Raw genomic sequence first — 24757 nt, forward strand, 5'->3', positions numbered from 1 at the left:
GGGAGGCCTGGTGCCTCCCTCTTTTTTTGCTCGCACGTCAGTAGTTGATGCTGACGTACTCCACCTCGGGGATCCCCATCTGCCCCTTGAGGTGCACCGTCAGCACGAAGAAGAAGTTGGCCAGCAGGTTACTGAAGCGGTAGAGGATGGGATCGAACGCCACGCCATCTTCCTCCAGCCTGACCAGCAGGCGTACCACCTTCTTGGCGCCGCAGCGGCACAGGTGCAGGGTCGGCACCGGCATGGGGCCGCGTGGCAACACGAAGCCGGTGACCCGGCCCCGGGTGACCTCGTTGTAGTGATCGTAACGACCCTTGAGCCAGTCGAGATCGGCCTCGAAGATGCCCAGGCGTCCGCGTACCGAGCCGTTGAGGTTGTAGATGAGTCGCTGCAAGCGATCGAGATCGACCGCCACCTCGTCCACCCCGTCCGGCAGCATGGCCATCACGGCACCCACCTGAGAGCAGAGCTCGTCGGTGGCGATCTCATAGTCACACTGGAGCCGGGTCTCGAAGATGAAGGGATAGCAGAGCTCGCGCTTGTCGCGCGGGTGTTTCGGGTTCATGAGGCGTGGTCGCTGGTGGAACGGTCAGCCAGTGTGCCAGCGCCGGGCGGCGCTGGCAAACCGGGTCAGCCGAGCAGGCGCAGGGCGTCCAGCAGGCGTTGGTTGAAGCCGGTGAAGCGTCCCTGTTCCGCCACATCGTGCCCTTGAGCCCCCAGCACCGACTGGGTGAGCTGTTGCTGGCTGTCGGGGGGGAGTTGCTGATCGGCGCGCTGTTGCCAGTCCGTCAGCTTGGGCAGGTAGTCGGCCAGCGGCTTGAGGGCGTCTTGCAGTGTGTTGCCCTGGTAGGCCGCGCTCATCTTGCTGTGCTGCTTGAGCTTGAGGCTGAAGCCGACCAGCTGGCTGTCGTCAAGCTGCAGATCGCCCACCTTGCCCATCAGCTCATCCAGGTTGCCCGAGAAGAAGGACTGGCCCAGCTCGTCGATACCCTTGATCAGCTTGCCGATGGCGCCCATCTCCTCGTCGCTGAGATCCCCCTGCAGCGAGAAGCTGAAGCTCTGGCTGTTCTGGAAACTCACCTTGCTGCCCTTGTCCCCCTGATCGTGCTTGAACTGCCAACTGTCGTTGAAGCGCAGCACCACCTTGTCACCGTCCTTGGTCTGGATCTCGAGGGAGCCTTGCTGGCGGCTTGCCATCTCGATTGAGGCCATTTCGGTGGGGGAGATATCGCCGAAGAACTCCTTCTCGAACTGATCGAGCCCCTCCTGGATCAGCTTGTAGCTCTGATCGATACCGGTCTTGATGTCTTCGTTGTCGGTGGCATAGTCGCCGAGCATCTTCTTGGCCTCGGCGAAGCCCATGTCGACGCCCTTGCGAGCCTGCTCCATCATCTTGGTCAGGCTGTCGTCATCCTTGCCATCGGCGCGCGCCATGCCCATTCGGCCCGTGACGAAGGAGAGCACGTTCTTGGACACCTCTTCGAAGTCGAACAGGGTGTCTGGCGTGACTTCCTCGGTCTGCTTGGGGGCCTGGTACTTGGCACCGTTGAGCTCGAGGCTGAATTGCAGCGCCTGCTGCACCAGCACCTGAGCCCACTTGGGCCGGCCGTGTAGCGAGACCTGATCGGTCCGATCCTGGCTCTGGGTTTCCCCTGTAGCGGCCTGAGCCTTGGCCTTCTGAGCCAGATCGCTGCCCTGGGCGAGCGTCTTGGCGACTCCGTCGATTTGCATGCTTATATCCTCCCCACATGCCCCCGTGATCTTGCTATCGGCCTGACTGGATAAATCTTGACCACAAAAAACTGGACAACCGTCACTCGCCTCTTAAAATCCCCCCCTCGGGCTCGTGCCCGCCCCGTTTTCGGCTTCGTCCATGAGGTATTCGATGAGTCACACCCCGGCTGCCTATCAGCAGCAACTCGACGCCAAGGCCGAGCGCCTGCGTGCCCTGTTTGCCGCCTTCCAACCGCCCGCGCTCGAGGTGTTCGCCTCGCCGGCCGAGCACTATCGTATGCGCGCCGAGTTTCGCATCTGGCACGACGGAGATGACCTCTATCACATCATGTTCGATCAGGAGACCCGCCAGCGTATTCGGGTCGATCAGTTCCCGGCGGCGAGTCGTCTCATCAACGACCTGATGCCGTGCGTGCTGGCCGGGATCAAGCCTGATCCGCTGCTGCGCCGCAAGCTGTTCCAGATCGACTATCTCTCGACCCGCTCCGGCCAGGTGATCGTCAGCCTGCTCTATCATCGCAAGCTCGACGAGCAGTGGCAGAGTGCCGCCGAGGCGCTGCGCGCCAGCCTGCGCGAACAGGGCTTCGATCTTCAGCTCATCGGCCGCGCCCACAAGCAGAAGATCTGCCTGGAGCAGGAGTTTGTCGACGAGGTGCTGGAGGTCGAGGGGCGTCACTATACCTACCGCCAGGTAGAAAACAGCTTCACCCAACCCAACGCCGAGATTAACCAGAAGATGCTGACCTGGGCGCGCGACGTGACTCGCGAGAGCGAAGGGGACCTGCTGGAACTTTACTGTGGTAACGGCAACTTCTCCATCGCCCTGGCCGAGAACTTTGACCGGGTGCTGGCCACCGAGATCGCCAAGCCGAGCGTGGAGTCGGCCCAGTTCAACATCGCCGCCAACGGCATCGACAACCTCATCATACTGCGCATGTCGGCCGAGGAGTTCACCATGGCGATGCGTGGCGAGCGGGAGTTCAACCGCCTCAAGGGGATCGATCTCTCGGACTACCGCTGCAACACCATCTTCGTCGACCCGCCGCGCGCCGGCCTGGACCCGGCCACCGTCGCGCTGGTGCAGGAGTACGACCATATCCTCTACATCTCCTGCAACCCCGAGACCCTGCAAGAGAACATGGCCGTGCTCGGCGAGACTCACGAGATCGCCCGCTTCGCCCTGTTCGATCAGTTCCCCTGGACTCATCACATGGAAGCCGGCGTCTACCTGCGCCGCAAGGGGTAAGCGTAAGAAGGGAGCCATCGGCTCCCTTTTTTAATGCCAGGTCACCGCCCGGGTTTCCCTCCGCGAGACGGCCGCCGGGAATTGCGAACGGCTTCTCAGTTTGCCGGTTTTTTCATCTTGTCTGTGGCACTTTCTTGCCCATAATGAGGCGTGTTAATTTTTCGTTATCACTCCCGACGGGTGGGTACCATGAACAGCAGATTCATATCCCGCAAGTGGTTCAATCTCGATCGCAAGATCGCCTTCTTCTTTCCGCATCCCTGAGTCCACCCCGGGGGCCTGTGGCCCCCGCATGCGCGCCTGATGCGCGCAGACTCCTTATCTCCATATGCGTGTCGCCCTCTGCCTCAGTGGCGGTTCGGCGCATACCCGGAACACTATCTTCCTTCGGCGTTGATGCGCCGAACGGATCACCTCAGGGTGAAAAGAGAGGCAATCTCATGGAACATTTCAAGCATCTTCCCGAACCCTTTCGCATTCGTGTCATCGAGCCGGTAAAACGCACCACCCGTGCTTACCGCGAGGCGGCGATCAAGCAGGCGGGTATGAACCCCTTCCTGCTCGACAGCGAAGACGTCTTCATCGATCTGCTGACCGACAGCGGCACCGGCGCCATCACCCAGGAGATGCAGGCGGCCATGCTGCGCGGTGACGAGGCCTACAGCGGCAGCCGCAGCTTCCATGCCCTGCGCCACGCGGTGCAGGATATCTTCGGGTACGAGCTGACCATACCGACCCATCAGGGGCGCGGCGCCGAGCAGATCTACATCCCGGTGCTGATCAAGAAGCGCGAGAGGGAGAAAGGGCTGGATCGCAGCAAGATGGTGGCGCTCTCCAACTACTTCTTCGACACCACCCAGGGTCACACCCAGATCAACTGCTGTGTGGCGAAGAACGTCTACACCAAGGAGGCGTTCGACACCGCTGTCACCGCCGACTTCAAGGGCAACTTCGATCTCGACAAGCTCGAGGCAGCCATCCAGGAGGCGGGCCCGGCCAACGTGCCCTATATCGTCTGCACCATTACCTGCAACTCGGCCGGGGGCCAGCCGGTCTCCATCGCCAACCTCAAGGCGGTCTATGCCATCGCCCGCCGCTACGAGATCCCGGTGATCATGGACTCCGCCCGCTTCGCCGAGAACGCCTACTTCATCCAGCAGCGCGAGAGCGGCTACGCCGACTGGAGCATAGAGCAGATCACCCGCGAGGCCTACCGATATGCCGACGGCCTCGCCATGTCGGCCAAGAAGGACGCCATGGTGCCCATGGGCGGCCTGCTCTGCTTCAAGGACGAGTCGATGCTGGACGTTTACAACGAGTGCCGCACCCTGTGCGTGGTGCAGGAGGGCTTCCCCACCTATGGCGGCCTGGAAGGGGGCGCCATGGAGCGGCTGGCGGTCGGTTTGCGCGACGGCATGCGTCAGGAGTGGCTCGCCTACCGCATCCAGCAGGTGCAGTACCTGGTCGAGGGGCTGGAGGCGATCGGCGTGGTCTGTCAGCAGCCGGGGGGCCACGCGGCCTTCGTCGATGCGGGTAAGCTGCTGCCCCACATCCCGGCGGGTCAGTTCCCGGCCCACGCCCTGGCCTGCGAGCTCTACAGGGTCGCCGGCATCCGCGCGGTCGAGATCGGTTCCCTGTTGCAGGGGCGTGACCCGGCCACCGGCCAGCAGATGGCCTGCCCGGCGGAGCTGCTGCGCCTGACCATACCGCGTGCCACCTACACCCAAACCCACATGGACTTCATCATAGAGGCGTTCCAGGAGGTCAAGAAGAACGCCGCCAACATCAAGGGGCTCACCTTCAGCTACGAGCCGCCTGTGCTGCGCCACTTCACCGCCCGCCTCGAAGAGGTCGAGCCGGTGACCGCCAGAGAGCCGGTGTTTCAACCCTAGGAGAGCGTCAGATCAAAACCCACCTCTGAGATGTCAGTTATTCTGCCGGCACGTGGTGAGGTGGGGGAGTCGATGTGACCGGGATTGAAGCGCTGACGCTGGCGGCCGGGGTGAGTGCCCTGGCCTGGGGGCTGCTGCAGAAGCGGGGCTGGCCGACGGGGTTGGCCCTGGTGGCTGTGGTGGCCGCCTGGCTGGTGGCGGCCGATCTCCGGCTCTGGGTCGCACTGGCGCTGGTGGTCATAGCCCTCTGGCTGTGGCGGCGCGGGTACCCCAATGCCGAGTCGGCCACGGCGAAGAGGCTGCGGGAAGGGACGCGGCACCTGCTGCTGCTCTCCTGGGCCCTGGTGGCGGGCCAGTACCTCGTCTACCTGTGGCAGCTTGGCCGGGGCGAGACGCCGCTGCTGGCGCGCCCCGACGTGGTCGATGCCTTCCTGCCCATCGCCGGGGGCTTGGGGCTGCGTGCCTGGGGTCAGCTCGGGGTGACTGACCCGCACCACCCGGCGGCGACCGTCAGTGTGCTGGTGCTCACGCTGTCGGCCCTGCTGCTCGGGCGCAGCTTCTGCGGCTGGGCCTGCCCGCTCGGGGTGGTCGGCGAGTGGCTGCACCGGCTGCGTCGCCGGTGGCTACCGGGGGAGTGGACTCCTCCGCGCTGGCTCGACGGGGTGCTGCGGGCCCAGAAGTGGCTGGTGCTGGGATTCCTGCTCTTCATCATAGTGCTGGCGGTGCCGACGGCGGCCCTGCCCGGCTATCTCGCCAGCGCCTACCATCAGGCCGCCGACATGAAGATGGGGGCCTTCTTCTTCAACCTGACCCTGATCTCTGGCCTGTGTCTGGGCTGGGTGGTCCTGCTCACCGTCACCTTCCACCAGGGATTCTGTCGCTATCTCTGCCCCTATGGCGCCTGGCTGGGGCTGTTTGGCATGCTCTCACCAATGCGCATTCGCCGGGATCCGGCGCTCTGCCTGCGAAGCCAGGGACACGACTGCGACAAGTGCAGCCGGGCCTGCCCGTCACGCATAGCGGTGCATCAGGTGATCGCGGTGAGAAATCTGGAATGCAGCGACTGCCGTCGCTGCATCCAGGCCTGCCCCACACGGGCCGACGCCCTGCACCTGGGCACGAGGCGGCGCAGGGTGAGCGCGCCGCTCCAGCTGGCGCTGCTCTGCTTGTTTCTGTTCCTGCTGCCGCTGCTGGCACATGGCCTGCTCGATCTCTGGGTCAGCCAGACGCCCCTGGCGGTGCGGCGCCATCTGCTCGAAATCCTGCCGGCGCTCACTCACTAGCCGAGTGGCGGCCAAACAGATAGAGCATGGTGGCCATGGCGGCCAGCACCAGCAGGGAGGCGAGGGAGAGCACCGGCTCGACCCGCTCGGCCGGCATCAACTTGCCGTAGAGCAGGAACAGGCCCACCGCCATCAGCAGGGCGCCGCCCTGGTGCAGATAGAACTGGATCTGGGCCAGCCGGCCGGTCGGGTTACCGAGCCAGAGGCGGTGGCAGAGACCGTAGATAAAGGAAACCACGAAACCGACCAGCATGATGTGAGCATGGGTGACAAACTGGCCGTGATTCTGGCTGGCCGCCATATGGATGCCGAGCAACATGCCGAGCAGGGCGTAACAGAGGGCGCAGACAACAAACTTCCTGTCCATGGAGACTTCCTCCCCGAGGTGATGAGAGGAGTATAGGTTCGCGGGCGGGATTCAGTTTGATGCGAGGGGGGAAGCAGGGTAAAGTCCCCAGGCGCGGCGGCCAGGGGCTGCCGTTTTCATGAGCGCCCCCTAGGGAGGGCCGGGGCGTCGGAGTGCCCCATCTTCGCAATCGTATGGCAAGGAGTCAGAGAGATGGAACACAAACCATCCTTGGTGGGCGGGGCATGCATCATTGCCGGCGTCTGTGTGGGGGCCGGCATGCTGGGCTTGCCGAGTGCCGGGGCGGGCGCCTGGACCCTCTGGTCCCTGCTCGCGGTGGCGCTGACCATGGTGGTGATGACGGTGTCGGGCTGGATGCTGCTCGAATCCTACAAGGGCTATCCGCTGCGCGTCTCCTTCGACACCGTGACCCGGGATCTGCTGGGGGAGAAGATCAACGCCCTCAACAACCTGAGCGTCTACTTCGTCGGCGGCATCCTGCTCTATGCCTACATCACCTCGTCCGGCCTCATCATCCAGGAGATGACGGGGATCGGCAGTCACGCCGCCTCTGTGTTGTTTACCCTGGTCTTCTCGGCTCTGGTGTGGCACTCCACCCGGGCGGTGGACCGCATCTCTGTGCTGCTCATCATATTGATGATGCTGAGCTTCGCCTTCGGCATCTCGGGTCTGTCGATGAAGATAAGTCCCGATCTGCTGTTTGACCGCATGAGCGAGCACGCCAGCTACGCCCCCTATGCCATCGGCATGCTGCCGGTGGCGCTCACCTCGTTCGGCTATCACCACTCGGTGTCGTCGATGCGCGCCTACTACGGTGAGGAGCGCCGCGCCAGCCGCGCCATCCTGGGCGGTACCGTTATCGCCCTGGCCTTCTACACCGTCTGGCTGCTGAGCGTGTTCGGCAACCTGCCGCGCGGCGAGTTTGGCCCTGTCATCGAACAGGGTGGCAACGTGGATGCCCTGCTGAAGGCGCTCGGCTCGGTGATCGAGTCCAAGGCGGTGGCGAGCGCCCTCAACGCCTTCTCCATGGCGGCGATCCTCTCCTCCTTCATCGGGGTGGGGCTCGGGGTGTTTGACTACCTGGCGGACTTGTTCAAGTTCGACAACAGCCGCGGTGGCCGCGCCAAGTCCTGGGCGGTGACCTTCCTGCCGCCGCTGGTGCTCTCCTTGCTGTTCCCGTTCGGCTTCCTGGTGGCCATCGGCTACGCCGGCGCCGTCGCCACCCTGTGGACCTGCATCATCCCGCCCCTGCTGGCGTGGAAGGTGCGCAGCATGGGCAAGCACGAGGGCTTCCGCGCCCCGGGCGGCATCGCCATGATCGCCCTGGTGATCGTCTTCGGTGTGCTGACCGCCGCCTTCCACCTGCTCAACATGGTGGGCTGGCTGCCGGCCTATACGGGTTAAGCCACTGACGTGGAAAGCAAAAAACGGCGCCTTCGGGCGCCGTTGTTGTTGGTGAGTCAGAACCGGGTGAAGTCCACCGGCGGCAGCGTCTCAAAGCCTGGTCTGGCGAAGAAGTAGCCCTGCATCAGGTCAACCCCCATGGTCTGCAGGCACGCCAGCTCCTCTCGGGTTTCGACCCCCTCGGCGAGCACAGTGATGTCGAGTTCGCGGCACATGGCCACGCTGTGGCGCACTATGGCTTGCCGCCTTGGGTCATCATCGACCCCCCGCAGCAGGTGCATGTCGAGCTTGATGATGTCTGGCTGGAAGTCGGCCAGCCGGTTCAGGCCGGAATAGCCGGCCCCAAAGTCATCGAGGGCCGTGATGAAGCCCCGCGTGTGGTAGTACTCTATGATGTCGCGAATGTGCTGGTTATCGCTGACCCGCTCGTCTTCCGTGATTTCAAACATGATGCGCTCGACGGGAAAGTGGTGCTCGTTGGCGGCCTGCAGTGTGGTACGGATGCAGCGCTCCGGCCGATAGACGGCGTTGGGCAGAAAGTTGATGCTGAGGATCTGCTGCAACTGGAGACGGGCCGCCAGGGCTATCGCCTTGGTGCGGCAGAGCTGGTCAAACAGATAGCGGTTCTGATCGGTAATGCGCGAGATGATGGTGTGTGCCGGCTCGTTATTCAGTCCGCGCACCAGCGCCTCGTAACCGAAGAGGGTTTTCTGCCGGCAGTTGACGATTGGCTGAAAGGCCATGGAGAAATCAAACTCGAGCCTGGCCTCCTCGAGACACAATCTGCAACCGGATTCACCGGCTGTGCCACCCGTGACCTCTTTCATCGCGCACCGTTCCTTCCTTGCGAGGATATGGTCAAGATTAGTGCCGTAAGTGGCTGAAAACAATCGCGAGAAAAGAAATGGCGCGAGCGCCGCCAGCGCGGTGTGAGGCCCCATATGCCACCCTTTTGCGTCACCGAGCGGCGGGTCTATAGTCAGACAGGCGACGCAGGCGATGCGAGCCCCGTATCCACCGCGCCACCCTCGATCACTCCCGTCCCCCCCCACCAGACAGCTGCTGCCCGGCAGCACGGCCGCCATGGTAGTCGGCCGTGCGTGATCCCGTGTTACCCAACCAATCGGGAGAGAGACATGATGTGCAAGCAGATGTTTACCCTGGGCGTGCTCACCGCACTGCTGGCCGGTGCGGCGCAGGCCGCCGATGAGCCGGCCATGACCGACGAGGCGATGATCGCCAGCGCCATGGCGGCGGCCCCCGCCAAGGTCGGTGCCGCGGCCGCCATCGTCGCCATGGGGGCCGACGGCAAGATGCGCACCCTGCGCGAGGGCAGCAACGGTTTTACCTGCATGCCCGACAACCCGGCCACGCCGGGGCCGGATCCCATGTGCATGGACGCGGCCGCCCTGGCCTGGGCCCACGCCTGGATCAACCACGAGACGCCGCCCAAGGGCAAGATCGGCTTTATGTACATGCTCAAGGGGGGCACGGATGCCAGCAACACCGACCCCTATGCCGCCAAGCCCGGCGCCGACAACCACTGGTTGCAGACCGGGCCCCACGTGATGATCGTCGGCGCGGAGGACGCCTTCTACGATCAATACCCCAAGGGCGCCGACCCCGACACCTCGGCCCCCTACATCATGTGGTCGGGCACCCCCTACCAGCACCTGATGGCACCGCTCGAATAGGCACATCCCGCTCTTGCCGTGTCGCACCAATAAAAACCCCCTCAGTGACGAGGGGGTTTTTGTCGTGGGCCGTCAGGCGCGGCAGGCCGCGTCTGCGCTATGCCAGGGCCATCACTGCTGCGCCTGGTATTTCGGCGAGTAGGGACCATAGAGGAGGCCATTGGGCGTGCCGGCGCTGAGCAGGCGTGCGCTGGTGATGCCGGCGATGTCGTGACCCTTGTCCAGCACCGTATTGGCGATCTGGTCGACCACGGCGACGATCAGCATGCCGACCAGGCCGCCCCCGCTGTTGGACTGCTGCTCCGCACTCGAGGCGCGGGCTGTGCCTTCCCAGAGGGTTTTCCCGTTACGCAGGTCAACCAGCTTGGCCTTGGCGGTCACCGCCGTCTCGCTCGAGATGACCATGTAGCTGGTGCCATATTCGGTAATGTCCAGATAGAGCGCGGTGTCGGCGCCGAAGATCTGATGCAGCTTGTTGACCGGCAGAGCCTGGATCTCTTCGGCGACCGTCATGCCATTTTGGCGGAAGGTCTCGTTGGTCAGGGCCACCGGGAATACATAGTAGCCCGACTCGGCCAGCGGCAGGGTGCTCTGGGAGATGAGGCTGTTGCTGGCCTTGATATCCGGGCTGTGGTTGACCGGCGGCAACACCAGGATCGAGGTGGGGCGGCTTTCCCGGAAGGCGGCGTAGTCATAGCCCGGCTGCTGGGATGCGCAACCCGCCAGCAAGAGTGAGCCCATCAAGGCCATCCATAACGTCTTCATTGGGTTGCTCCCTTCTTCTGGTTGAGCAGGAAGTTGATGAAAGTGGCCGACTCAGGGAACAGCTGTTTCTCTTTCTCGAGGTGCTCGCGAGCGAGATCGTCGCGCCCCTGCTGGGCATAGAGCATGCCCAGGTGGGCGTGGAAGCCCGGGGGCACCTTCTCACCCTTGCCGTTGGCGGCTTGCAGATTCTCCTCGAGGCGGCCAATCTGCTCGCCGCTCTCCTGGTCTTCGAGGGTCTGATAGACGGCGCTCTGGTATTGGTCCCAGTTGTAGAGGGGCTTGGGCGGGGTGGCACAGCCGTAGCTCAGCAGGGCGAAGGCCAGGCAGAGCCCGTGACGCAGTGTGTTCATGGGCTACTCCTTAGCGAGCCGGTTGCCAGGCACCATTTTGGATGCCGGCGACCAGATTGTTGACCGCTTCACGAATGGCCAGATCGAGCACCTTGCCGTTGAGGGTGGAGTCGTAATCGGCGGTGCCGCCGAACCCGATCACCTCGCGGTTGGAGAGCTCAAACTCACCGGCGCCCTGTGAAGAGAAGACGACTTCAGAGGTGGTGACGTCAACCACGTTGAGGTTGACCTTGGCATAGGCGATCTGTGACTTGCCGCGGCCCAGGATGCCGAACAGCTGATGGTCGCCCACGGCTTTGCGGCCAAATTCGGTGACGTCCCCGGTGACTACATAGTCGGCGCCTTTCAGGGCCTGGGCCTGTTTCTTGAGCCCGGCTTCCGCCTGCAACTCTTCCAGGTTGGCACGATCCAGTACGCTGAAACGGCCGGTTTGCTGCAGGTGGGTGATCAGAATGGTCTTGGCCTGGCTACCGAGTCGGTCATTGCCATCGGCGAAGATGCCGCGCATGTAGCTGGAGCGGTTATCGAACTTGCCGACGGAGATCGGGCTGCGAGTGCCCTGATAGGGGGTCTGGTAGGAGGTGACCTTGGCAACTTCCAGGGTTCTGGAGGATTCGCTGGCACAACCGGCCAGCGCCATGCTCGCCGCAACGGCCAGCGCAACAACGTGAATTTTTTTCATGACAGCCTTACTAACTTTGTGATTATTAAGGTTTTTTGTGGGCGGGGCATTCTAGCTCAGTTCGGGGTCTTACGGAACCTTGTCACCAGGGGGCATTGAGCCCGATGTCTTGGCGAATCGGCTTCGGCCTTGAGGCGAGGACTGCGTCCTCGAAGGGGTTTCGCCTGCCCTGCGGGCCGGGGCGAGTGCCGTAGGGCGCAATGCGACGGGGAAAGTGGATGCGGCGTTGCCGCACGGGCATTCATCCCGATGCCTTGGCGAATCGGCTTCGGCCTCGAGGCGAGGACTGCGTCCTCGAAGGGGTTTCGCCTGCCCTGCGGGCCTGGGCGAGAGCCGTAGGGTGCAATCAGCGCCGGCGCAATGCACCGGGGGAGAGTAGACGCGGCATTCATCCCGATGCCTTGGCGAATCGGCTTCGGCCTCGAGGCGAGGACTGTGTCCTCGAAGGGTTTCACCTGCCCTACGGGCCGGGGCGAGTGACTTTTCTTTGCGTGGCCAAAGAAAAGTCACCAAAAGAAAGGCCACCCCCGCCGATTCGTGTGCTTCGCACATACCCTCGGCTCCGTCGTCGGTTCGACGGCACGCGCCGACGGTCCATCCATGGACCGGCGCCACTCGCTCGGCATCCTTGCCTCGCGGCCTGAACCGACGCCCTCACCTCGGCAAATCAGAGGGGGCATCAATTCCGAGGCTGTAGGAGGGATGGCCACAATATGGTCTTTCACCAGCCTCATGATGCTCAAAATGGTTGGAGGTAAAATAACTCATTAGAAGAATATAGACAGTGGATTATATTTGTTGACGATTGTTTTTAATTGAGATTTAAAGTAACATAAATCATGTTTATATTGCATGGGTGATGATAGGGATTAAAATGACTGCCCAACCGTTTAATACAAGGCATTATAGAAAGTTTAGACGTTTTCTGGTGGATTTGAACATGGATCTATCATATATTTCTAGTAAAATGTCTGACTGTGATTCCTATGGTGAATTCAGCGATTTAGAGTATTACGTTATGGCTCTAGAAGATCGTCGATTCATTAGCCACTGTGGTTTCGATATCAAAGCATTTGTGAGAGAGTTAACTAAAAAAGTAAAAGGGCGGAAACATGGTGGAGCTAGTACTATAGACATGCAAATGGTCAGGACTATCACCGGATTTAAAGATTTGACGGTGTATAGGAAGTTGTATGAGATTTTACTTTCTTGGCTTGTTAATTTTCATTTCACAAAAAAACAAATAATACGTTGTTACTTAAGAAATGCTTTCTTTGGCTCTCATCTAATTGGGGTTGAAAAGGCATCTTTTGCCATGTTTGGCAAAGCACCTTCAATGTTGAATAGAGATGAGAGTGCATTTGTGGCTGCTATGTTATTGAGGCCAAAGCCTTTATCTCCTAAAGTAGAATGGTTTGGCATTGTTAATTCAAGAGCGTCTTACGCGCAGAGTGCTAGGGTTTTTGTGAAAGAGAGCACGAAATAGAGTCCAACTTGATGCTTTATTTAAGTTAAGAGCGTTTAGCGCCTCTGTATCACCATCCATGATTCTATCCCAACGAATATTGGAATGTTTTATTATCTCTGACGATATTCTTCTTGTCTCTGTGAATGCGATGTCGAGATGCATTTTCCCTGACAGAATCAGGTTGCTCGAGTGCCCATTCAAAACAAGGTTATAAATCGCAGTGTGAGCTCCCCTGAAATTGTTGTGGATGTTTTTTTCAATGTCTCTTGCACAGTCATACATATTAATGCTGTAGAGCTCTATGAATAATGGGTTCAAGTTTTCATTCCATGCGTCCTTTGATTTTTTATACTCATCCCTAGCTTGGTTTATTAGTTCGCCATTGTCTTTGATAGGCGAACTAGCTAACGTGTCAAGTAATAGTCGGCTATAGTATATACGCTCTCCGGACATTTTCTCCAAGAGTTTGGCAATTTCTACGAGCCTATCAATCTCTCGCTCTGAACGACTGGTTTTTATCTGGTGCAGGAAGCTTTTTTCTTGGAATTTATTAGATACATAAAGACCAATTACACCTGTCAAAATAAAACTTAGGATTGTATTTGTTAATTCCATTTAGCGCTGATACCCATTTGAATTTATGATTACTATATCTTCACTATGATGCCTGTTCAACATGCGTGGAATTAGAAGCAAGTTTGATAGAGAAATCAGAGAGTCAGTATTTGTATTTGCCACGTGGCAGTTAGAACGAGTTGAGGGTTTCCCCTTCAAGTATGGGGGGCTCGGTATTGGCTCCCCCTCTGATTCGCCGAGGCGAGGCCGGTTGTCCAGGTCGCGAGGCAGGGATGCCGAGCGAGCGGCGGCGGGACAGGGATGGACCGTCGGCGCGTGCCGTTGGACAAACGGGTGAGGCGAGGGGACCCGACGCAAGTCGGGCGGATCAGTGGGGGAAGGCCTTCTTGGTGACTTCTTGGGCCTGCAAGAAGTCACTCGCCCCGGCCCGCAGGGCGGGCGAAACCTCGTCGAGGGCGGAGCCCTCGTGTCTTGTGCGGCGGCGCTATGCTGCCACTGCCAAAGGACAATAAAAAAGGCGCCCGAAGGCGCCTTTCTGATCTCGGCTGCGTTACTGCAGCAGCGAGATATCCGCGACTTGCAGGAACAGGTTGCGCAGATTGTTCAGCAGCGCCAGACGGTTGGCCTTGAGGGCCTCGTCGTCGGCCATCACCATGACTTCGTTGAAGAAGGTGTCGACCGGCTCGCGCAGGGCGGCCAGACGGGTGAGGGCAGCCTGATAGTCACCGGCGGCGAACAGCGGGGCCAGTTCGGCTTGCAGTTCGGCAACCTGGGTGGCCAGGGCCTTCTCGGCGGCATCGACCAGCAGCTCCGGTTTGACGGCAGTCGGCAGTTCGCCTTCGACCTTGGCCAGAATGTTGCTCACGCGCTTGTTGGCGGCGGCCAGGGCCAGGGCGGCATCCAGGGTGCGGAAGTGGCTCACGGCCTTGACGCGGCGATCGAAGTCGAGCGGACGGGTCGGGCGGCGGGCCAGCACGGCCAGCACCACGTCGGCAGCTATGCCTTCGTCCTGATAGGCGGCGCGGAAGCGGCCCAGCATGAAGTCGACCACGTCGGTGACGACACTCTTGTGGGTGAGCTTGTCACCGTAGACGCTGACGGCCTCTTCGACCAGCTCCACCAGATCCAGGTCCAGCTGCTTCTCGGTCATGATGCGCAGGGCACCGATGGCGGCGCGGCGCAGGGCGAACGGGTCCTTGTCACCCTTGGGCAGCATGCCGATGCCGAAGATACCGGCCAGGGTGTCGAACTTGTCGGCCAGCGCCACGGCGCAGGAGACCAGGCCGGCGGGCAGGGCATCGCCGGCGAAGCGCGGCATGTACTGCTCGTTCAGGGCCAGCGCCACCGCTTCGGCTTCGCCGTCGTGACGGGCGTAGTGCATGCCCATGACACCCTGGGTGTCGGTGAACTCGCTGACCATGTTGGTCATCAGATCGCACTTGGAGAGCAGACCGGCGCGCTGGGCCTGGCCCACGTCGGCACCGACCTTGGCGGCGATAAAGCCGGCCATGGCCTCGATACGGGCGGCCTTGGCGCGCACGGTACCCAGCTGCTGCTGGAACAGCACGGTCTCGAGGCGCGGCAGGCGGGAGGCCAGGGTCTGCTTGAGGTCGGTCTTGAAGAAGAACTCGGCGTCAGACAGGCGCGGACGCACCACCTTCTCGTTACCGCTGATGATCTGGCTCGGGTCTTTGGACTCGATGTTGGTGACGAAGATGAACTTCGGCAGCAGCTTGCCGCTCCGGTCGTAGACCGGGAAGTACTTCTGGTCACCCTTCATGGTGTGCACCAGGGCCTCGGCCGGCACGGCCAGGAACTTCTCTTCGAAGTTGGCGGTCAGCACCACAGGCCACTCGACCAGGGCGGTGACCTCTTCCAGCAGGGCGTCGTCCAGATCGGCCACGCCACCGAAGGCGGCGGCGGCCGCTTCGACGTCGGCCTTGATCTTGGCCTTGCGCGCCATAAAGTCGGCGATGACCATGCCGCGCTCCTGCAGGATCTGCGGGTACTGGTCGGCAGACTCAATGGTCAGTTCCGGCTCGCCCATAAAGCGGTGACCGCGCAGGGTGCGGGCAGAGTCGATACCCAGGATGTGGGCGGGCACCAAGTCGCCGTCCAGCAGCAGGGTCACGGTAAAGACCGGACGCACGAACTGGATGGTCTTGTCGCCCCAGCGCATCATCTTGGGGATGGGCAGCTTGGCCAGAGATGAAGCTACCAGCTCACCCAGCAGATCTTTGGCCGGACGGCCTTCGACCTTGGCGGTGTGGACCAGCCACTCCCCCTTGTCGGTGACCAGGCGCTCGGCCTGCTCGACTGTGATGCCGTTGCCACGGGCCCAGCCTTCGGCGGCCTTGGTTGGCTTGCCGTCGGCATCGAACGCCTGGGCCACGGCCGGGCCGCGTTTCTCGACGCTCTTGCTCGGCTGCTCGGCGGCGAGGCCGAACACCTTGAGCGCCAGACGGCGCGGGGAGGCAAACCACTCGACGTCGCCGAAGGCCAGATCGGCCTTGGTCAGCTCGGCTTTGAAGTTGTCGGCAAAGGCTTCGGCCAGGGAGCGCAGGGCCTTGGGCGGCAGCTCGGCCGTGCCGATCTCTACCAGAAATGTATGTTGTGCCATGTCCGTTCCTTAACCTTGCTTGTTCTCGTTGCTGCCACGTTGGCACATCGGGAAGCCCAGCGCTTCGCGGGAGGCGTAATAGGCCTCGGCCACGGCCTTGGTCAGGGTGCGAATGCGCAGTATGTAGCGCTGACGCTCGGTGACCGAGATGGCCTTGCGGGCATCCAGCAGGTTGAAGGAGTGAGCGGCCTTGAGGATACGCTCGTAGGCCGGCAGCGGCAGCGGCTTCTCCAGCGCCAGCAGATTCTGGGCTTCCTTCTCGTACTGCTCGAAGCAGTGGAACAGGAACTCCACGTCGGCGTGCTCGAAGTTGTAGGTGGACTGCTCCACCTCGTTCTGGTGGAAGACGTCGCCGTAGGTGGTCTTGCCCAGCGGGCCGTCAGACCAGACCAGGTCATAGACGCTGTCGACGCCCTGGATGTACATGGCCAGACGCTCGAGGCCGTAGGTGATCTCGCCGGTGACCGGCTTGCACTCCAGGCCGCCTACCTGCTGGAAGTAGGTGAACTGGGTCACTTCCATGCCGTTGAGCCACACTTCCCAGCCCAGACCCCAGGCGCCCAGGGTCGGGTTTTCCCAGTTGTCTTCGACGAAACGGATGTCATGCACCTGCGGGTCCATCCCCAGCTCTTTCAGGGAGCCCAGGTAGAGCTCCTGGATGTTGTCCGGAGAGGGCTTGATGATGACCTGGAACTGGTAGTAGTGCTGCAGACGGTTCGGGTTCTCGCCGTAGCGGCCGTCGGTCGGGCGGCGGGAAGGCTGCACATAGGCGCAGGCGATGGGCTCGGGGCCCAGGGCGCGCAGGCAGGTCATCGGGTGGGAGGTACCGGCACCCACCTCCATGTCCAGCGGCTGAATAATGGTACAGCCCTGGCGGGACCAGTAGTCCTGCAGCTGCAGGATCAGGCCCTGAAAGGTTTTGACATCGAATTTTTGCATGGCTTGGATTTCGCGCGAAATTGCTGAAATTGAACCGAAAGAGTATACCGTCTGGCATGGTCGGATAATAGGCGAAATTACATGAGCACCGAATTGGCCCTACGTTGTGCCTGGGTAACCCGGGATCCCGAATACATCGAGTACCACGATCGGCAGTGGGGGCGCCCGGTGCGCGACGGCCGTGAACTGTTTGCCAAGCTCTGCCTCGACGGGCAGCAGGCTGGGCTGTCGTGGATCACCATCCTGAAGCGCACGCCCGGCTACTATCGGGCCTTCGCCGACTTCGATCCCGTGGCCATCTCCGCCTTCGGCGAGGCCGACGTGGAGCGCCTGATGCAAGACACCGGCATCATCCGCAACCGCCTCAAGGTCGCGTCGATCATCAAAAATGCCCGCGCCTATCTGGCCATGGAGGCCGAGGGTGTCGACTTTGTCGACTTCCTGTGGGACTTCGTCGGCGGCGCCCCCATCGTCAACCTGCGTCAGGGCAGCGGCGATATCCCGGCCACCTCAGCGGAGTCGGATGCCATGTCCAAGGCGCTGAAAAAACGCGGCTTCACCTTCGTCGGCAGCACCATCTGTTACGCCTTCATGCAGGCGGTGGGGATGGTGAACGATCATCTGGTGAGCTGCCCCTGCCATGCGGCCTGTCAGGCAGACTGGTCCCCGGCGCCCTAGGGGCGGCGACGATCGTAAAAAAACGGGGAGGCCTGCGGCCTCCCCGTTTTGTCAGGCCCGCCTCAGTGGCCGAGGGCGGCGCAGATCTCGGCGGTGCCGAGCAGGCGTGCGAAGGGGCCGGCCAGGGTGGCGTTGTGGTGGGCTATGATGTCGCTCGCCGCGAGTTGCGGGGTCTCCATGCAGGTGTGGGCGTCGCTCGCCAGCACCACGGCGTAGCCGAGATCGGCGCCGGCCCGGCAGCTGGTGTCGACGCAGTACTGGGTCTTCATGCCGCAGACGATCAGGCTCCGCACCCCGAGTTCGCTCAGCCACTCGTGCAGGGCGGTGCCGTTAAAGGCGCTGGGGCGCTGCTTGTCGAACACCCGGGCGCCGGGCTCCAGGGCCAGCTCGGGCAGCAGTTGCCAGGCCGGGCTCCCCTCGGCGATGGGGCTGCCGGCGGGTCCGGTGTGGCGCACCGCCAGCACGGGGTGGCCGGCCGCGTGGACGGTCCGGATCAGGCGATTGATGTTGGCCAGGGTGGCGCCGCCGGCGTGGGGGGCGTCCGGGCCGTGAAACAGGCCCACCTGCATGTCGATGACGAGCAGGGCGGGGTTAGGCAGAGATAGCATGGTCTGGGCTCCGTGAGTGGGGGCCTCTTACACTGGCTGGCCGGGGCCTGAACGGCAACTCCGCAGATGGGGCGTGCGCGAAAAAACAGCATTCGGCACGACCGTTAAGGCCAGCGTCAGACAGTGGCGCAGCCTTGATCTACAATCGACGCCCCGGCACGGTGCCGGCCTGATTTATCTGAGGTTTTTTCATGCGAGCCAAGACTCTGGTGCCCGTTCTGGCACTGACCATCGCCGTATCCGGCTGTACCACCAACCCCTATACCGGTGAAGAGCAGACCGCCAAGGCGGTCTGGGGCTCTCTGGCCGGTGCCGCGGCCGGCGCCGCCGTGGGGGCTCTCTCCTCCAGCAAGGGCGATCGCAAGAAGGGGATCCTGACCGGCGTGGCCGCCGGCGCGGCCCTCGGCGGCGGCATCGGCTACTACATGGACGTGCAGGAGGCCAAGCTGCGCGACAAGCTCAGGGGCACTGGCGTCAGCGTGACCCGCAGCGGCGACCAGCTGATCCTCAACATGCCCAACAACGTCACCTTCGACAGCTCCAGCGCCCAGCTCAAACCGGCCGGCGCCAACACCCTGTCCGGCGTCGCCATGGTGGTGGGTGAGTTCGACAAGACCCGCCTCAACGTGGTCGGTCACACCGACAGCACCGGCTCGCGCGATCTGAACATGCGCCTCTCCCAGCAGCGTGCCGATGCGGTCGCCAACCAGCTGATCGCCAGCGGCGTGGCGGGCTCGCGCATCGCCACCACTGGCGTGGGCCCGTCTCAGCCGGTCGCCAGCAACAGCACAGCCGAAGGCAAGGCGCAGAACCGCCGCGTCACCATCACCCTGACCCCGGTGGGCTGACAGGGCCGGTCGCCAGGACGAGGATGAGAGGGGGCTGCGGCCCCCTCTGTATTGGTCTGGATTCAAGAGGGCACAGATTGCGATCCGGTGCCGAGAGCAGGGTCACAGGGGAAAAGAGAGTTAGGTTGATCCCCTTCAAATTTTTCGATAAATATTCGGCTGTTTGCAGATTAATATTTGCATCAGACCCAGGATATCGGGTTATTTTTGGAATGTTGTATTGTTGTGACAGGATGTCGTCACCTTTTGCCGTAGGTTGTCTACGTCCCGTCCCCTTGCAGGTGTCAGCCACCTGATCCATTCCTATCGCCTCTCACGACGGGGCGAGCACTCCAGACCATAACAAAAGGATGTACACATGAAGGGATTAACCTTGGCCTGCGCCATCTCTGCTGCCCTGTTTGGCCTGTTGCCTCAGGCCCAGGCGGCCGAGCGCTTCGTGACCATAGGCACCGGCGGTCAGACCGGCGTCTACTACGTGGCCGGCCAGTCCATCTGCCGCTTCCTGAACCAGGGTGCCAAGACGCACGAGATCAAGTGCAACGCCCCGGCCAGTGGTGGTGGCGTGGCCAACGTCAACGGCATTCGCAGCGGTGAGTACAACTTCGGCATCATGCAGTCGGATCACCAGTACAAGGCCATGAAGGGTCTGGAGCCGTTCAAGGCGGAAGGGGCCATGGAGGATATCCGCGCCGTCTTCTCCCTGCAGAGCGAAGTGTTCACCATACTGGCCCGCAAGGATGCCAAGATCGCCGGCTTCGACGATTTGAAGGGCAAGCGCGTCAACATCGGCAACCCGGGCTCCGGCCAGCGCGATACCTTCGAGGAGATCATGAAGGTGAAGGGGTGGGACAAGTCCGCCTTCAGCCTGGTTTCCGAGCTGAAACCCGCCGAGCAGGCCTCTGCCCTGGGTGACAACAACATCGACGCCATGAGCTACTTCGTCGGTCATCCGAACGGTGCCATTCAGGAAGCCTCTACCACCACCGATGCCGTGCTGGTGCCGGTCACAGGTCCGGATATCGACAAGCTGCTGGCCGAGAAGAGCTACTACAGCAAGGCCGAGATCCCGGGTGGCCTCTACAAGGGCAGCCCGAACCCGACCCCGTCCATCGGTGGCAAGGCGGTGCTCTCTACCAGCGCCAAGACAGATCCGGAAGTGGTCTATCAGCTGACCAAGTCGGTGTTTGACAACCTGACCCGCTTCAAGCGTCTGCACCCGGCCTTCGCCGATCTGAAAGAGACCGACATGATCAAGGTGGGCCTCTCTGCCCCGCTGCACGAAGGGGCGGTGCGCTACTACAAGGAGCGTGGCTGGATGTAATCCGGCTGCGGCTTCGGATGTGCCCCAGACTCGCTCCTCCTTCGGGGGAGCGAGTCTCATTTATTGCAGTACCTACAGAGTCACACTATGCAGCAAACACAACAACAAGAGGCGCTCTCCGCCGAGGAGCTGATTGCCCAGGACGTGGGGGCCCGCCTGCCGGTCGGCTCCATGAGCTGGGTGATCGCCGGCCTGGCGCTGGTCTGGTCCCTGTTCCAGCTCTGGATAGCCTCTCCGCTCCCCTTCATGCTGGGGGTGGGAGTGCTGAATGACACAGAGTCACGCTCCATCCATCTGGCCTTTGCCATCCTGCTCGCCTACCTGGTCTTCCCGTTCGGCCGGCGTTCGCCACGCGATCGGGTGCCGCTGCCGGATCTGGGGCTGGGGCTTATCGGCGCCCTGGTGGCCGGTTACCTCTTCCTCGCCTATGAGCAGCTGGCCATGCGGCCGGGTAACCTGACCGATCTGGACTTCGCGGTCGCCTGCGTCGGCATCCCGCTGCTGCTGGAGGCCGCCCGCCGTGCCCTCGGCCCGGCCCTGGCGGTGATCGCCATCGTCTTCCTCGGCTACAGCCTGGCCGGTCCCTGGATGCCCTCCCTGCTGGCGCACCGGGGGGTGAGCCTGCATGCGCTCGCCAACCACCAGTGGATCACCACCGAAGGGGTGTTCGGCATCGCCCTCGGGGTCTCGACCAGCTTCGTCTTCCTGTTCGTGCTGTTTGGCGCCCTGCTCGAGCGGGCCGGCGCCGGCCACTACTTCATCCAGCTCGCCTTCAGCCTGCTCGGCCACCTGCGCGGTGGCCCGGCCAAGGCGGCCGTGGTGGCCTCGGCACTGACCGGTGTCATTTCCGGCTCGTCGATCGCCAACGTGGTGACCACGGGCACCTTCACCATCCCCATGATGAAGCGGGTCGGTTTCTCCAAGGAGAAGGCCGGCGCCGTTGAGGTGGCCTCCTCGGTCAACGGCCAGATCATGCCCCCTGTCATGGGGGCGGCCGCCTTCCTGATGGTGGAGTACGTCGGCGTTCCCTATGTGGAGATCATCAAGCACGCCTTCCTGCCGGCGGCCATCTCCTACATAGCCCTGCTCTACATAGTGCACCTTGAGGCGCTGAAACTCGGCATGCAGCCCATCGGCAGCCGCCATCCGCGCACCTGGCTGCAACGCCTGACCGGCTTTGCCTTCGGCGCGGCGCTCATCAGCGGCCTCTCCATGGCGGTCTATTATGGCCTGGGCTGGCTCAAGCCGGCGCTGGGTGACTATGCCCTGCCGGTGGTGGGCGCCCTGCTGGCGCTGACCTATCTCGGCCTGCTCAAGATAGCCGCCAGCAATGCGCCGCTGCCGCCGGAAGACCCGGACAAGCCGCTGGACGATCTGCCCGATACCCGCGCCGTGCTGCTCTCCGGCCTGCACTTCCTGCTGCCGGTAGTGGTGCTGGTGTGGTGCCTGATGGTCGAGCGCCTCTCCCCGGGCCTGTCGGCCTTCTGGGGCACCGTCATGCTGGTGGTGATCCTGCTGACCCAGCGCCCGCTGCTGAACTGGCTGCGCACCGACGGTTTGCACGACTATGGCAGCCTGATGGATGGGGTGGTGGACCTGCGCGAGGGGCTGATCGCCGGTGCCCGCAACATGATCGGCATCGGCATCGCCACCGCCACCGCCGGCATCATAGTGGGGGCCGTCTCCCAGACCGGCGTCGGCCTGGTGCTGGCGGATCTGGTGGAGTTCCTCTCCATGGGCAACCTGTTACTGATGTTGATGCTGACCGCCCTGCTGAGTCTGATCCTCGGCATGGGGCTGCCCACCACCGCCAACTACATCGTCGTTTCCAGCCTGCTGGCCCCCGTGGTGGTCGCGCTGGGACAGCAGAACGGCCTGATAGTGCCGCTCATCGCCGTGCACCTGTTCGTGTTCTACTTCGGTATCATGGCCGACGTGACCCCGCCGGTGGGGCTGGCCTCGTTCGCCGCGGCGGCCGTCTCCAAGGGCGACCCCATCAAGACCGGGATCACCGCCTTCTACTACAGCCTGCGTACCGCGGCGCTGCCGTTCCTGTTTATCTTCAACACCGATCTGCTGCTCATCAACGTGGACTTCGCCCACGGCGTGCTGATCTTCATCGTGGCCACCATCGCCATGCTGATCTTTGCCGCCGGGACCCAGGGCTACTTCCTGGTGAAGAGCCGCTGGTACGAGAGCGTGCTGCTGCTGCTGGTGGCCTTCACCCTGTTCCGTCCCGGTTTCTGGATGGACATGGTGCACGACCCCTACCGGGAGACCCCGCCGGCCCAGCTGGCCCAGACCCTGGGCGAGGTGGATGCCGACAGCACCCTGCGTCTGCGCCTCGAGGGGCCCGATGCGGTGGGCAAGGTGCGCCGCTTCACCGTGCTGCTGCCGGTGCCGGAGGGCAAGAGTGGCGAAGAGCGGCTGGAGAAGCTGGGGCTGATGCTCTATGAGCAGGAGGGCAAGACCCTGATCGACAGCGTCACCTTCGGCAGTACCGCCGCCGATCTGGGGCTGGAGTTCGATCAGCAGATCCTGAGCGTCAAGGCGCCCACGGATCGCGTTCGCAAGGAGTTCATGTGGATTCCCGGCTTCATGCTGTTTGCCCTGGTGGTCTGGCTACAGCGGCGACGCCGTGTTTAACCCCGACGGGGCGGCCAAACGGCCGCCCTTTTTCGTGGCGCAGGATTGAAATCGACTGGGTATTCAATAGGTTAAAAAGGGACGAGGGACGCACAAAAGGGCGGCAATTGAGAGCTTTATTCGGTCATTGAGTTTTTTGTGAAATAAAAATTTGAGTAGTGGTGAAAATTTGAATTATTAGTCTGAGATTATGACGTTTTTTAGATTGATGGTTCAGGGTTTTTCCCGATCCCTGCACGCTGCACTGGCTCGGTGCTGAAACCGTAGCGGGATCTGTTACCTCCCCGTTTTGAGAATTAAATGTCGATAGCCCACAATCTGCCCAGTTCAAAATAGCGTTAATTGTGGTTTTATCATGGATATCTCCGTTTCCTCTCCCGTCACAGCTCCGGTCGACAACCTGAGCCGCTGGCAGCGTCGCGACACCCAGTGGGTGATCAGCCTCTTCGGCACCGCCGTCGGGGCCGGCATCTTGTTTCTGCCCATCAATCTGGGGCTGGGGGGGATCTGGCCCCTGCTGCTGGTTGCCGTGCTGGCCGGTCCCATGACCTATCTGGCCCACCTGGGGTTGACCCGATTCGTGCTCTCCTCCTCTCGACCCGGTGCCGACTTTACCGAGGTGGCCGAGGAGCACTTCGGGGTGGTGAGCGGCCGCCTCATCTCTGTGCTCTACTTCCTCTCCATCTTCCCGATCCTGCTCATCTACGGGGTCGGGCTGACCAACACGGTCGAGAGTTTCATGGTGAACCAGCTCGGCATGGCCATGCCGCCGCGCGTGCTGCTCTCGGGCGTGCTGGTCTTCCTCATGGTGGCCGTGATGCTGGCGGGGGAGAAGGCGATGCTGCGGGCCTTTGCCTTCATGGTCTATCCGTTGGCGGCGATCCTGGCGGCCCTCTCCTTCTATCTGATCCCCCAGTGGCAGTGGCCGGCGGGCAGCGATCTGCAGGGGCTCGACTTCGCCAAGACGGTCTGGCTGGCCCTGCCGGTGACCGTGTTTGCCTTCAGCCACGCCGCGGCCCTCTCCGGGTTTGCCAACGTGCAGCAGCGCCACTACGGTGACGGCGCCGGAGAGAAGAGCCGCCAGATCCTGCAGCGCACCAGCCTGATGCTGGTCGGCTTCGTGCTCTTCTTCGTCTTCTCCTGTGTGCTGGCCCTGTCGCCGGAGCAGCTGGCGATCGCCAAGGCGCAGAACGTCTCTGTGCTCTCCTATCTGGCCAACGTGACCGATAACCCGGTTATCGTGACCCTGGGGCCGCTGATCGCCTTCATCGCCATCACCTCCTCCTTCCTCGGCCACTTCCTGGGTGCACGTGCCAGCCTGCAAAACCTGCTGGCCAAGCAGGGGCTGTCGAGCGATCGCGCCGACAAGGTGGGCATCGCCTTCATGTTCTTCGCCATCTGGGGCGCTGCCGTGGTCAACCCCAGCATCCTCGGCCTGATGGAGGTGCTCTCGGGGCCGGTGATCGCCATGATCCTCTTCATCATGCCGGTGGTCGCTATCTACAAGGTGCCGGCCATGGCCCACCTCAAGCGTCATCGCCTCGCCAACGGCTTTATCCTGCTCACCGGCACCCTCTCGGTATCGGCCCTGCTGTTCAGCCTGCTCCGTTAAGGCGGCACAAATAGAAAGAGG

At 62.2% G+C, this 24757-nt stretch carries 22 protein-coding genes; 12 read left to right on the plus strand and 10 right to left on the minus strand.

Going from position 1 to position 24757, the window contains the following annotated elements; all coding sequences use genetic code 11:
• Window positions 1–37: 37 nt before the first annotated feature.
• Together BN1121_RS16155 and BN1121_RS16160 are read right to left on the minus strand one after the other, a co-directional pair.
• Window positions 38–565, minus strand: a complete 528-nt coding sequence (locus tag BN1121_RS16155; protein ID WP_005350333.1) for a cobalamin adenosyltransferase family protein — start codon at window positions 563–565, stop codon at window positions 38–40.
• Between the two features lie 65 nt (window positions 566–630).
• Complete coding sequence (locus BN1121_RS16160; protein WP_005350330.1) at window positions 631–1731, minus strand: DUF5610 domain-containing protein; 1101 nt, start codon at window positions 1729–1731, stop codon at window positions 631–633.
• A gap of 154 nt (window positions 1732–1885) precedes the next feature.
• On the opposite strand from BN1121_RS16160, the gene trmA reads away from it, so the two are divergent.
• The 4 genes from trmA to BN1121_RS16175 all read left to right on the plus strand — a co-directional run bounded on the left by trmA (window position 1886) and on the right by BN1121_RS16175 (window position 6155).
• Window positions 1886–2980, plus strand: a complete 1095-nt coding sequence (trmA, locus tag BN1121_RS16165; protein WP_005350328.1) for a tRNA (uridine(54)-C5)-methyltransferase TrmA — start codon at window positions 1886–1888, stop codon at window positions 2978–2980.
• Window positions 2981–3169: 189 nt separating this feature from the next.
• The gene (gene tnaC / locus BN1121_RS20355; RefSeq protein ID WP_367581532.1) at window positions 3170–3244 is read left to right on the plus strand and encodes a tryptophanase leader peptide; all 75 of its coding nucleotides are present in this window, start codon (window positions 3170–3172) and stop codon (window positions 3242–3244) included.
• Between the two features lie 176 nt (window positions 3245–3420).
• Window positions 3421–4872 (plus strand): tryptophanase, encoded by a 1452-nt coding sequence (gene tnaA, locus BN1121_RS16170; RefSeq protein ID WP_005350324.1) that lies wholly within the window; start codon window positions 3421–3423, stop codon window positions 4870–4872.
• A gap of 74 nt (window positions 4873–4946) precedes the next feature.
• Window positions 4947–6155 carry a 4Fe-4S binding protein gene (locus tag BN1121_RS16175; protein WP_005350322.1) on the plus strand — a complete coding sequence of 403 codons (1209 nt, stop codon included), beginning with the start codon at window positions 4947–4949 and terminating at the stop codon, window positions 6153–6155.
• On the opposite strand, the gene BN1121_RS16180 is transcribed toward BN1121_RS16175, so the two are convergent.
• A complete protein-coding gene (locus BN1121_RS16180; protein WP_005350319.1) occupies window positions 6145–6522 on the minus strand; it encodes a hypothetical protein in 378 nt (125 codons plus the stop codon). The genes BN1121_RS16175 and BN1121_RS16180 overlap by 11 nt on opposite strands.
• A gap of 192 nt (window positions 6523–6714) precedes the next feature.
• On the opposite strand from BN1121_RS16180, the gene BN1121_RS16185 reads away from it, so the two are divergent.
• A complete protein-coding gene (locus BN1121_RS16185) occupies window positions 6715–7926 on the plus strand; it encodes an aromatic amino acid transporter (RefSeq protein WP_005350312.1) in 1212 nt (403 codons plus the stop codon).
• 56 nt (window positions 7927–7982) lie between these two features.
• Here the strand turns inward: BN1121_RS16185 and BN1121_RS16190 are convergent, their stop codons facing one another.
• Complete coding sequence (locus BN1121_RS16190; RefSeq protein WP_005350298.1) at window positions 7983–8753, minus strand: EAL domain-containing protein; 771 nt, start codon at window positions 8751–8753, stop codon at window positions 7983–7985.
• Between the two features lie 309 nt (window positions 8754–9062).
• On the opposite strand from BN1121_RS16190, the gene BN1121_RS16195 reads away from it, so the two are divergent.
• Window positions 9063–9620, plus strand: coding sequence for a hypothetical protein (locus tag BN1121_RS16195; protein WP_005350290.1), 558 nt, complete (start codon window positions 9063–9065; stop codon window positions 9618–9620).
• A gap of 111 nt (window positions 9621–9731) precedes the next feature.
• Here the strand turns inward: BN1121_RS16195 and BN1121_RS16200 are convergent, their stop codons facing one another.
• Genes BN1121_RS16200 through BN1121_RS16210 form a run of 3 tightly spaced genes read right to left on the minus strand, consistent with a single transcriptional unit; the run spans window position 9732 to window position 11417 of the window.
• A complete protein-coding gene (locus BN1121_RS16200; protein WP_005350270.1) occupies window positions 9732–10385 on the minus strand; it encodes a DUF799 domain-containing protein in 654 nt (217 codons plus the stop codon).
• Window positions 10382–10735 carry a DUF4810 domain-containing protein gene (locus BN1121_RS16205; protein ID WP_005350262.1) on the minus strand — a complete coding sequence of 118 codons (354 nt, stop codon included), beginning with the start codon at window positions 10733–10735 and terminating at the stop codon, window positions 10382–10384. Before BN1121_RS16205 ends, BN1121_RS16200 begins: the two co-directional genes overlap by 4 nt.
• Before the next feature lie 10 nt (window positions 10736–10745).
• Window positions 10746–11417 carry a CsgG/HfaB family protein gene (locus BN1121_RS16210; protein WP_005350260.1) on the minus strand — a complete coding sequence of 224 codons (672 nt, stop codon included), beginning with the start codon at window positions 11415–11417 and terminating at the stop codon, window positions 10746–10748.
• Window positions 11418–12357: 940 nt separating this feature from the next.
• Between BN1121_RS16210 and BN1121_RS19560 the strand changes: the two genes are divergently transcribed.
• Window positions 12358–12903: a biosynthetic peptidoglycan transglycosylase gene (locus BN1121_RS19560; protein ID WP_197065768.1), complete on the plus strand. Its 546-nt coding sequence runs from the start codon at window positions 12358–12360 to the stop codon at window positions 12901–12903.
• 1108 nt (window positions 12904–14011) lie between these two features.
• On the opposite strand, the gene glyS is transcribed toward BN1121_RS19560, so the two are convergent.
• Complete coding sequence (glyS, locus tag BN1121_RS16215; RefSeq protein ID WP_005350258.1) at window positions 14012–16081, minus strand: glycine--tRNA ligase subunit beta; 2070 nt, start codon at window positions 16079–16081, stop codon at window positions 14012–14014.
• Window positions 16082–16090: 9 nt separating this feature from the next.
• Complete coding sequence (gene glyQ / locus BN1121_RS16220; RefSeq protein ID WP_005350255.1) at window positions 16091–17020, minus strand: glycine--tRNA ligase subunit alpha; 930 nt, start codon at window positions 17018–17020, stop codon at window positions 16091–16093.
• Window positions 17021–17113: 93 nt separating this feature from the next.
• Here glyQ and BN1121_RS16225 point away from each other — a divergent pair, with 93 nt between their 5' ends.
• Complete coding sequence (locus tag BN1121_RS16225) at window positions 17114–17698, plus strand: DNA-3-methyladenine glycosylase I (RefSeq protein ID WP_043157293.1); 585 nt, start codon at window positions 17114–17116, stop codon at window positions 17696–17698.
• A gap of 62 nt (window positions 17699–17760) precedes the next feature.
• Here the strand turns inward: BN1121_RS16225 and BN1121_RS16230 are convergent, their stop codons facing one another.
• Window positions 17761–18306 (minus strand): cysteine hydrolase family protein, encoded by a 546-nt coding sequence (locus BN1121_RS16230; RefSeq protein ID WP_005350245.1) that lies wholly within the window; start codon window positions 18304–18306, stop codon window positions 17761–17763.
• Window positions 18307–18497: 191 nt separating this feature from the next.
• On the opposite strand from BN1121_RS16230, the gene BN1121_RS16235 reads away from it, so the two are divergent.
• The 4 genes from BN1121_RS16235 to BN1121_RS16250 all read left to right on the plus strand — a co-directional run bounded on the left by BN1121_RS16235 (window position 18498) and on the right by BN1121_RS16250 (window position 24736).
• Window positions 18498–19154: an OmpA family lipoprotein gene (locus BN1121_RS16235; protein WP_005350242.1), complete on the plus strand. Its 657-nt coding sequence runs from the start codon at window positions 18498–18500 to the stop codon at window positions 19152–19154.
• Window positions 19155–19512: 358 nt separating this feature from the next.
• Complete coding sequence (locus tag BN1121_RS16240; protein ID WP_005350239.1) at window positions 19513–20478, plus strand: TAXI family TRAP transporter solute-binding subunit; 966 nt, start codon at window positions 19513–19515, stop codon at window positions 20476–20478.
• An 87-nt stretch (window positions 20479–20565) separates the two neighbouring features.
• Window positions 20566–23124 carry a TRAP transporter permease gene (locus BN1121_RS16245; protein WP_005350237.1) on the plus strand — a complete coding sequence of 853 codons (2559 nt, stop codon included), beginning with the start codon at window positions 20566–20568 and terminating at the stop codon, window positions 23122–23124.
• 355 nt (window positions 23125–23479) lie between these two features.
• A complete protein-coding gene (locus tag BN1121_RS16250; RefSeq protein WP_005350235.1) occupies window positions 23480–24736 on the plus strand; it encodes an aromatic amino acid transport family protein in 1257 nt (418 codons plus the stop codon).
• Window positions 24737–24757 lie beyond the last annotated feature (21 nt).

It is taken from the genome of Aeromonas diversa CDC 2478-85 (genome assembly GCF_000819805.1).
Taxonomy (GTDB): domain Bacteria; phylum Pseudomonadota; class Gammaproteobacteria; order Enterobacterales; family Aeromonadaceae; genus Aeromonas; species Aeromonas diversa.